General features: G+C 35.1%; 8 protein-coding genes and 1 tRNA gene. 1 reads left to right on the forward strand and 8 read right to left on the reverse strand.

The annotated features are described in order from the left end of the window. Window positions 1–138 precede the first annotated feature (138 nt). Together LJE08_RS11660 and trkA are read right to left on the reverse strand one after the other, a co-directional pair. Window positions 139–1,659 (reverse strand): TrkH family potassium uptake protein, encoded by a 1,521-nt coding sequence (locus tag LJE08_RS11660; RefSeq protein ID WP_117924720.1) that lies wholly within the window; start codon window positions 1,657–1,659, stop codon window positions 139–141. Next, on the reverse strand, window positions 1,643–3,001 hold the full coding sequence (gene trkA, locus LJE08_RS11665; RefSeq protein ID WP_117924723.1) for a Trk system potassium transporter TrkA: 1,359 nt from the start codon (window positions 2,999–3,001) through the stop codon (window positions 1,643–1,645). The genes LJE08_RS11660 and trkA overlap by 17 nt, the downstream gene beginning before the upstream one ends. Window positions 3,002–3,342: 341 nt before the next feature. On the opposite strand from trkA, the gene LJE08_RS11670 reads away from it, so the two are divergent. Then, window positions 3,343–3,945 carry a response regulator gene (locus LJE08_RS11670; RefSeq protein WP_227403313.1) on the forward strand — a complete coding sequence of 201 codons (603 nt, stop codon included), beginning with the start codon at window positions 3,343–3,345 and terminating at the stop codon, window positions 3,943–3,945. 81 nt (window positions 3,946–4,026) lie between these two features. On the opposite strand, the gene LJE08_RS11675 is transcribed toward LJE08_RS11670, so the two are convergent. From LJE08_RS11675 to LJE08_RS11700, 6 genes are all read right to left on the reverse strand, one after another. Beyond that, window positions 4,027–4,698: a Crp/Fnr family transcriptional regulator gene (locus LJE08_RS11675; RefSeq protein ID WP_227403314.1), complete on the reverse strand. Its 672-nt coding sequence runs from the start codon at window positions 4,696–4,698 to the stop codon at window positions 4,027–4,029. A 352-nt stretch (window positions 4,699–5,050) separates the two neighbouring features. Further along, window positions 5,051–5,710 carry a Crp/Fnr family transcriptional regulator gene (locus LJE08_RS11680; protein WP_117924729.1) on the reverse strand — a complete coding sequence of 220 codons (660 nt, stop codon included), beginning with the start codon at window positions 5,708–5,710 and terminating at the stop codon, window positions 5,051–5,053. Between the two features lie 99 nt (window positions 5,711–5,809). Continuing rightward, a complete protein-coding gene (locus LJE08_RS11685; protein ID WP_117924731.1) occupies window positions 5,810–6,037 on the reverse strand; it encodes a DUF1653 domain-containing protein in 228 nt (75 codons plus the stop codon). Continuing rightward, on the reverse strand, window positions 6,000–8,117 hold the full coding sequence (locus LJE08_RS11690; protein WP_227403315.1) for an ATP-dependent RecD-like DNA helicase: 2,118 nt from the start codon (window positions 8,115–8,117) through the stop codon (window positions 6,000–6,002). Before LJE08_RS11690 ends, LJE08_RS11685 begins: the two co-directional genes overlap by 38 nt. After that, on the reverse strand, window positions 8,101–9,261 hold the full coding sequence (mnmA, locus tag LJE08_RS11695; RefSeq protein ID WP_227403316.1) for a tRNA 2-thiouridine(34) synthase MnmA: 1,161 nt from the start codon (window positions 9,259–9,261) through the stop codon (window positions 8,101–8,103). The genes LJE08_RS11690 and mnmA overlap by 17 nt, the downstream gene beginning before the upstream one ends. Window positions 9,262–9,337: 76 nt before the next feature. After that, window positions 9,338–9,424: transfer RNA gene (locus tag LJE08_RS11700), tRNA-Leu, on the reverse strand. Window positions 9,425–9,648: the final 224 nt, after the last annotated feature.

Below are 9,648 nucleotides of genomic sequence, written 5' to 3' on the forward strand. Positions count from 1 at the left end.
TGGATCCATCAACAAGGCTAATCTTCTTTTATTATCTTTTCATGAATAATTCAGGCTATATATTAACTCAAAATACACTTAAGTTAGTTGTATCCGTTTTCATTAAACTAAAAGGTGCAAATGATACTAAAAAGTACCTTAGTTGCTTCTACGCTTTTTACGACTATGAATATTCTTAGATACACTACGAATATTTAAAATTGGAGCCAAGAAAATGATAATAGGATAGATTTCCAAACGACCAATCAACATCGCAAAAGATAAGACGATCTTCGAAAAATCCGAGAACATGGAGAAATTTCCCATTGGACCACAAAGACCATATCCTGGACCTACATTACCAATACAAGTCATAACGGATGTAACCGTTGTTTCAAAATCAAAGTTATTAAATGAAACCAAGAACAACAAGACACCGACAATAATAATGAAACTACAGAAATACGCCATGATCTGAGTGACCACCTCTGTATCTACAACTTTTCCATCCATTGTAATGGCTTCTACTTTTTGTGGATGTAGTAACTTTTGAATATCCAATTTAATTTTCTTTACAATAATCAAAAGACGACTTACCTTAACACCACCACCAGTCGAACCAGCACTCGCACCACAGATTGTTAATAAGAAGAGGATCATCTTACTAAATTGTGGCCAGACACTATAATCACAACTCGAATATCCCGTTGTCGTTATAATTGAACCCACTTGAAAACTTGCCAAACGAATGGATTTGAATACATCAAAATTATACATGGATAAAATATTCAATGTGATACAAATAATTGAAAATAGAATAATACCTAAATATGTACGCAACTCTTCATTTTTAAAGACCTGTTTGAAATCTTTGATTAATAAAAAGTAATACATATTAAAGTTCACACCAAATAAAATCATGAAAATCGTAATGATCACTTCATAATACGCATTGTTGTAGGCACCAATACTCGTGTTTTTAATTGCAAAACCACCAGTACCCGCTGTACCAAATGTATTACACAACGCATCAAACAATGGCATCTTCCCAATCAAAAGTAAAATGACCTGAATGACAGTCAATCCCATATACATGGTATATAAAATCATAGCCGACTGACGCATACGAGGTACTAATTTACCAATGGTAGGACCCGGCGCTTCCGCACGCATAATATGCATATCACGATCATTTGACTTTGGAAGTAAGGCCAAAATGAAAACCAAGATACCCATACCACCAATCCAGTGTGTAAAGCTACGCCAGAATAGTGTGGCATGCTTCAAATTCTCAACTTCCGTTAAAACACTTGAACCTGTCGTTGTAAATCCAGACACCGCTTCAAAGAAGCAATCCACAAAAGAAGGAATTTCACCCGACAAGTAGAATGGTAATCCACCAAAGAAAGAAACAACAATCCAGGCAATACCCACCGCAAGCATTCCATCTTTGGCAAAATAAGAATTCGTTCTCGCCTTTTTACGCGTTAAACCATATCCTAAAACCAAACAAATCCCAATTACAATCAAGTAAGAATCAAATAATCCTTCTTGATAAATCAAATCCACCATGACCGGTAACACCATTAAACAGGCTTGCGCAATAAGCACCATACCCAATACATTACCAATTATAGTCCAGTTGAGTTTATGTATATTATGCTTAAGATAGTAAATCATTGATATCCCTCAATCCTGCAACCTTACTAATAATAATAACCGTATCCGATAGTTGAATACGCGTATCACCAGTTGCCACCTTAGAAACACCTTTATGTGTTATATACGCAATGATAATACCCTTACGAATATTTAGATCCTTAATTGGCACATCAATAAAACGACAATTGTCACGCACTCTAAATTCTAAAGCCTCTACCTTGTCATCCACTAGCTTGATCAAAGATTCAACGTTTGATCCAACCGTATTCTGCATAGCACGAACATACTGCACGATTTGGTTTGCGGTAATAAACTTAGGCGTAATTGAATTTTCAAGCCCCAACTTATCCAACAAGAAACCTAGAGAAACACGATTTACCTTAGGAAGCACATGCGTAACACCATGACTTTGCGCAAACATCGAAATAATGACATTCTCCTCATCATTATCTGTAAGAGCGATAAAGGCATCCATTTCCTCTAAGGATTCACTCAATAATAATTCATGATCCGTTCCATCTCCATGAATAACCGTTGCCTGTGGGAATTTTTCAACCAAGTTGATACACTTATCTTTATTCAACTCAATAATTTTAACGGCCATCCCCAATTCAAGTAACATTCTCGTCAAATAATATGTGATACGACCACCACCAACAATCATAACCTCATTGACTGTACGATCACTTAAAATACCAATCTTAATAAAGAAACGCTCTAATTGCGTTGCTGAACCCGTTAATGTAAGACGGTCATTTTCATAAATCACCGTATTTCCATTTGGAATGATGACTTCACCATCACGCAAAATCGTCACAAACAAGACTTCCGTCTTAAAACGACGATTGATATCAACCACACGCATATTTAAAAGTGGGGAATTCTCTGTTACCTTAACTTCAGCAAGCTCAATTCTTCCCTTCGCAAAAGACGATACTTTAATGGAATTTGAGAAACGAATCGCACGCAAAATTTCACGAGCCGCCGCCTGCTCTGGATTGATACTCATACTCAATCCCAATTCATCTTTAATCAAACGAACTGTGTTATTGTATTCTGGATTACGAATACGAGCAATGGTATGTCTAGCTCCCAATTTTTTTGCCAATAAACAACAAATAATATTCACTTCATCCGTTGATGTAGCCGCAATCAACAAATCACTCGAAGGTACGCGTGCTTCCAACAATGTGTCTAAACTAGCTCCATTCCCTTGCACACCAACAATATCTAGTTGATTCATTGTACTCGATAATACATTCACTTTATTTTCAACCACTGTAATATCATGACCCTCTTGATTCAATTGTTTCGCAATCGCAAAGCCAACTTTCCCATCACCAACTACAACAATTTTCATATTTTCCTCCAAAAAAAATAAATTCCTATACGGAATCTATCTCAAGTATAATACAAATCAATATTAAATACAATTCAACATAAAAACTAGTGATACAGAAAATATCTTCACTCTTCTTGCATTTTCAATCCATAGTGATATACTAGGCAATACTGGATAATCAAATTGCCTTTTTACCGCTTATCCAGCGTTTCCTATTTCTTGAGCTGATTTACCCGATCAGCTCTTTTCTTCGTTTTAACAATCGAGTATAAAGCCCTTAGAAAGGGCATAATGGTATTTTTTAAATTGCACTATCTTACCTGCGTCTTTCCATAGACGCTTTTTTAAGGAGGTGTGTTATGAATACACAATTACTCGAAGCTTTGTGCAAAGATTTTGCGGCCATTTATCAATGTGATCTAATCCAAGATACTATCGATATCGTCCGCTTCGACAAAGGAACCCCTATCGATATGGCCATACAAACTTTGGATTTGTATACACTTCACTCCTTTAGTAAAATGATACATGGTACGATACAAATGGAAAGTAAAGAAAATGCGGGTACAACCTTTTGGATAATTCTTCCTTTACAGATAGATTTTAACCTACAAACTGCAAAGCCCATTCAAACTAATCCATTAAATCTTACAAATAAGAAAGCACTCCTTGTTGAAGACAATGATATCAACCTAGAAATTGCAACCATTTTGTTGCAAGATCTTGGGTTTGATGTATCGACTGCTCGAAATGGACAGGAAGCCATTGATCAATTCAAAAAATCTAAGCTTTATACTTTTGATTATATTTTTATGGATATTATGATGCCAATTAAAGATGGATTAGAGGCAACAAAAGAAATACGTACCTTACCAAGAAACGATGCGAAAAGCGTACATATTCTTGCGATAAGTGCCAATGCATTTGAAAGTGATATTCAAGAATGCATTAAAGCAATATGAATGGACATATCGTAAAAGCAATCACTATGGAATTATTAGAAGAAAAATTAGCGAAATGAAAAGGGTGAGATACTTACCCTTTTAGTCTGCATATGGCTTTAAATAATCTGCATTCAAAATTAAAATCTTATTATCGACTATACGAATTACGTTTTCTTCTCTTAATCCACGCAAAATACGGTTGACACTGTTTCTGGTAGAAATACCACAGAATCCTGCGATATCATCATTTGTGATTTGCATATCAATCAATATACCTTCCTTGATTTCTTTTCCAGACAAAGAAATCAAATTATAAAGAAATGCATAGATAGCGCCACTCTTTCCATTCATTGTCATACATTTTTGGCGATATAGAGCTCTTTGTAGATTCTCACGATAGTATGCCTCAACATACTCTTTTAGTTTTTCATCTCGCTTTACGGCCCTTGAGAAATCTTCTCGACTTACCAAACAAAAAGATGCCTCTTCACTTTCAACACGAATTCTTACACGATACGCAACATCTTCACGAAGTGTGTCGCACATTAACGAAAGAAGATTGGGGCCTTTGTCGTAAGTTATATTATATTCACGTCCATCCTCTAAAATGGAACTCACCTTTACGACACCTTCCTTTAAAAAAATCATCTTTTCTAAATCGCACATTATAATATCATGGTTCTTTTTTGAAACAATTGGGACTTCCATCTTTTCCAGATATTTAAGCACATAGTCACAATTCATCTTCGTCACCTCTATCATTATTTCCATTGTACCATACTTCAGTTGAATCTTGTTAGCAATTGATATTTATTATATTACGTGTTCCTTACATATACAATTATGGGCAATTGTTTTTGTATAATACACAACAAGATGATATACTTATTTTTGCTGGATAGCGTGTCCATAAAGTAATTTGCATATCCAGTTTCCTATGAATAGAGCTGAATTATTTGCCACATCATCTAGTTCAGCTCTTTTTTCATTTCAAAATCCATGATATAGTAAATAAAACTGGTTGTAACCAACTCATGATAGTCTTTCTTATAATGACCAGTTTTAAGAGTCGGCATCCCACATTTTAAGTCGGCTCTTTTTATTTTGTATGAAAAAAGGCGGATTATGCATCCATCTTAACATCTACAAATTGTTTTAAATACTCGACATCCAAGACCATGATTTTATTATACAATGTGCGAATAACATGTTCTTCTCTTAAGCCACGCAAAATACGATTCACGCTATGTCTTGTAGAAATTCCACAGAAACCCGCAATATCATCGTTTGTGATCTTTAGGTCGATCAAAATTCCATCACGCGCTTCTTTTCCAAACATTGTAACCAAATAGTATATAAAAGCACATACAGCACCATTCTTGCCATTCATCGTCATTAATCCTTGTCTTGAAATTGTTTCCGATAATTTCTTACGATAATACGTATTCACGTATTCCACCAATTCAGAATGTTCATTTAATAATTGATTAATTAATTCTTTAGAAACACTATAAAAACTAGCTTCATCACTCTCAACACGAATCATCAATGAAGAAAATTTACAATCAACAACTGCATCTTTAAACATAGATAAAATATCAAAGCCTTTTAAATACGCAATATTAAATTCACGTCCATCACGCATTAAAACACTGACCTTCACAACACCTTCTTTTAAAACATATACATTCTCATCATCCATCTTTAAAAATGTATGTCTTCTTTTTCGCATAACAGGCACTTCGTGCTCTGTAAAAAAGTCTAAAAATAATTCACGACCCATAATTTAAATCACCCTTTGTCAATATGATTCATTGTAACACACTCCTTCTTGCGATACGTTAACAAATCACACAGATGAGAAAAAAGAATAGACCTAAGCCTATTCTTCAACAAGTTCAAATCGATATTCCTGCTTCACATCCGGATACTTGTCATGATCTACTTTTGACACAAACATTTCATATGGACGAACAAAATACTTATAATCCCCATATAATGCTTGATAAACCACCATCTTCTCCTGCACTTCCGTATGCATCGCAACACACAACACTTTATAGTTGTTTCCTTTAAAATGTCGATATATTCTGTTTTCTAATACTTTCATAAATCCTTTCTTGCAACGTTGTTTGACGAATACACTTTAACTTTAAGCGTACCTGCGTTTCAAATAAACTCCTATTGCCAATAATAAAAAGCTGTTTTTTAGCACGTGAGATCGCCGTATATAAAAGACGCTTTTCTAACATTTTTTTTGCATTCACATCCACAATACAGAATACCGTCTGATATTCATTACCTTGAGATTTATGAACACTGATACACCATGCGTGTTTTAAGTAATATAGAAAGTCCGTTGAAAAATCAACAATCACATTTGTGAAATCTACTGAAATCACATTCTGTTTTGAATCAATTTCAACGATCGTACCAATATCACCATTGTAAACATCTTCATCCGGTAAATTCTTCAACAACATGACCTTATCGTTTTCACGAAAGATTGTTGTTCCTACCTTTATCTGATTCTTTTGCGGACTTTTTGGATTGAACAACACCTGCATCTGACGATTGATCTCATCAATGCCTGCAACCCCCTTATACATTGGTGCCAAGATCTGCATGGAATCTAGATCCATATCTTTGACATAATCGATCAGGGCATCCATAATTTTTGGCGTTGTTCTTTCAATAAACTCAACACCATCCTCATAATGACACGTAGTTTCTTCACGAATTTGTTTTGCCAAAGTCACGATTCCAGAACCACTTGACTGTCTAAAAATCTTCTTTAAATGGACCGTATCAATCACATCCGATTTAATTAGATCTTCTAATACCTTTCCAGGACCCACACTCTCTAACTGATCTTCATCACCAATTAAAAGAATGCGACAACGCTGTGGAAGTGCCTTTAATAATTGGGCAAATAAATGGGTATCCACCATACTAAACTCATCCACAATAATGAAGTCGACATCTAATGGATCCTCCTCATCTTTTCCAAAGGAATTATCCTCTAAGTTCCACTGCAGCAAGGAATGAATGGTTCTTGAATCACAATTTGAAAGTTGTGCAAGTCGCTTTGAAGCTCTTCCTGTTGGTGCACAAAGCTGAATCTTACTATCTGGATACACATCCTTACAAATTTCCAAGATTCCTTTTACAGTTGTTGTCTTACCAGTACCTGGACCACCCGTTAAAATCATGAACGAACGATCGAAGAACAATTGAATCGCATCCTTTTGTTCCTGATCATATGTTATAGCTAAACTAAACTCAACTTGTTTGATTTTTGATTCAACATCCACACTTTCCACTTCAAATAAACGAGTCTTCAACTCTTTGGCAATCCTGATCTCATCTTCATGTAAAGAAAAAGGATAGATTCTAGTATTTTCAACATACAAATATTGAAGCGAAACCAAACGATCAATACTTTCCTGAATCAAGGATTCATTTACACCACGTACATTTTGAAAGATTGTCGCAAATGTAATATATGTATTTCCAGTTGCCATGGATAGTTGTCTAGCCAACTCATAGATATAGGCATCTAATCTTCTTGGATCCTCATTGGATAAACCTATGGCACTTGCCATCTTACAAGCAGTTTTATATCCAAAACCATACACTTCATAATAGGGTTTGAAACAATCCTGTTCAATCACATCCAACACATTATCATATGTGTCCAACAACATCTGAATCTGTCTTGGACTCAAGCCATACTTTAATAGCTTTGCATATGTCTCATTAAATCCTGTAAATTCTTGAATGCCCTTTTGAATAATCAATATCTTTTTGGCAGTCAAATTGGGCACTTCATGTAAAAGTTCTGGTTTATTATGAATCTTCTCTAAACAATTCTCGCCAAGAGTCTCGTAAATACTTTCGGCAGTTTTTTTTCCAATCGTAGGAAAATTCTCACCACAAAGAAATTGAATGATCGCATCCGAATTGTCTGGCAATTTCTTTTTAGCCATATCAACACGAAACTGCTCCCCATACTTAGGGTGTTTTACATATTCCCCATGCAAAACATATTCTTGATCTTCGATTGGATCTTCAATTCTTCCAGCCGCTGTAAAATTATGATACGTCTTTAATTCTGAAAATCCAGCAACGACATAATGATTGGCTTTATTTTCAAATATGATATATTCAAGCCTAGCCTCGATGTCCATTGGCTGTCTCCATAATCAATTGATTTAAATTCTTGCCTTCCTTGAAGACTTCTTCAATGACACCCCCACCAATGCACTTGTCACCATCATAGAATACAGCTTCCTGTCCTTCTGTAACAGACGCAATCGTTTGCGGATATTTTACTAACACACTTGTATCATCCAATCTTTCGATTTCAATATCCTGATCCTTTTGACGATATCTAAATTTACAAGTACACTTTGTAGGAATCTCATCCAAACTTGGCAAAATCCAGTTGATTCCTTTCACAATACAAGAATCTGAATACAATAAATCTCTTTGATCTGTACGACACACATAAAGAATGTTCTTCACAACATCTTTTCCAACCACAAACCAAGGACCCTTTTCGTGATCTATATTTAAACCTTTTCTTTGTCCAATCGTGTAATATAAAACGCCCACATGACGTGCAATGACTTTACCTGTATTCACATCTACAATGTCACCATCTTTACTAGGAAGATAATTCGATAAGAATTGTCTGAAGTTTCTTTCTCCAATAAAACAAATACCCGTACTATCTTTCTTTGTTGCAACCGATTCTAAGTTTAATTCAGAAGCAATCTGACGAATTTCTGGCTTTTCTAAATTTGCCAAAGGAAAAATCGTTTTAGCCACCTTACTCTTTTCAACCTGACACAAGAAATATGTCTGGTCTTTATTCTGGTCTTTGGCACGTGTTAAATACGTAAAGCCAGTCTCATCCTCTTTGTTTGAAGCATAATGCCCTGTAGCCACCTTATCAAAACCTTGTTTCATAGCATATTCAAAAAATGAATCAAACTTAATATATTTATTACATAAAATATCTGGATTTGGCGTACGGCCCTTTTCATATTCACTTAAAAACGTTTTAAATACGTTATCCCAATACTCTTCAATAAAATCAACACGTTGTAAAGGTAAATCCAAATGATTGGCAACCGCTAACGCATCTAAATAATCCTGTTCCTGAGGACAAGTATCATCTTTGATTGTAGGATTTCCTGCAATATCATTATTCGCAAAACTATCCCAGTTACGCATAAAACAACAAGTCACATCATACCCTTGTTTCTTTAATAAATAAGCTGCAACAGCAGAATCTACACCACCACTTAATCCAACTAATACTTTCATATGTAATCCTCCAACTATCAAAAATTATATCATAAAAAAGGACCAAGCCCGAAAAACTTGATCCAACAATTCAAAATGGTGCCCAGGGCCGGACTCGAACCGGCACGGTATCGCTACCGGTGGATTTTGAGTCCACTGCGTCTACCAATTTCACCACCCGGGCATTGCTTGACTATTATATCAAAAGATAGAATTTCATGCAAGGATTTTTTAAAAAAAGCCACTAAAAAGTGACTCTTTCATGAAATCTAAAATTTCATTCTCACTCTTAGACAACGACTGTTTTACTTTCTTTTCTAAAATTACCGTGAGTCATGATTTTAAGGAATTATTCACCTGTTATGAAGTGACCTTTGTCAAGACAAAATTACACTCATATTCTAAAAA

The sequence above is a fragment of the Holdemanella sp. DFI.5.55 genome, from assembly GCF_020593575.1.
Classification (GTDB): Bacteria; Bacillota_I; Bacilli_A; order Erysipelotrichales; family Erysipelotrichaceae; genus Holdemanella; species Holdemanella hominis.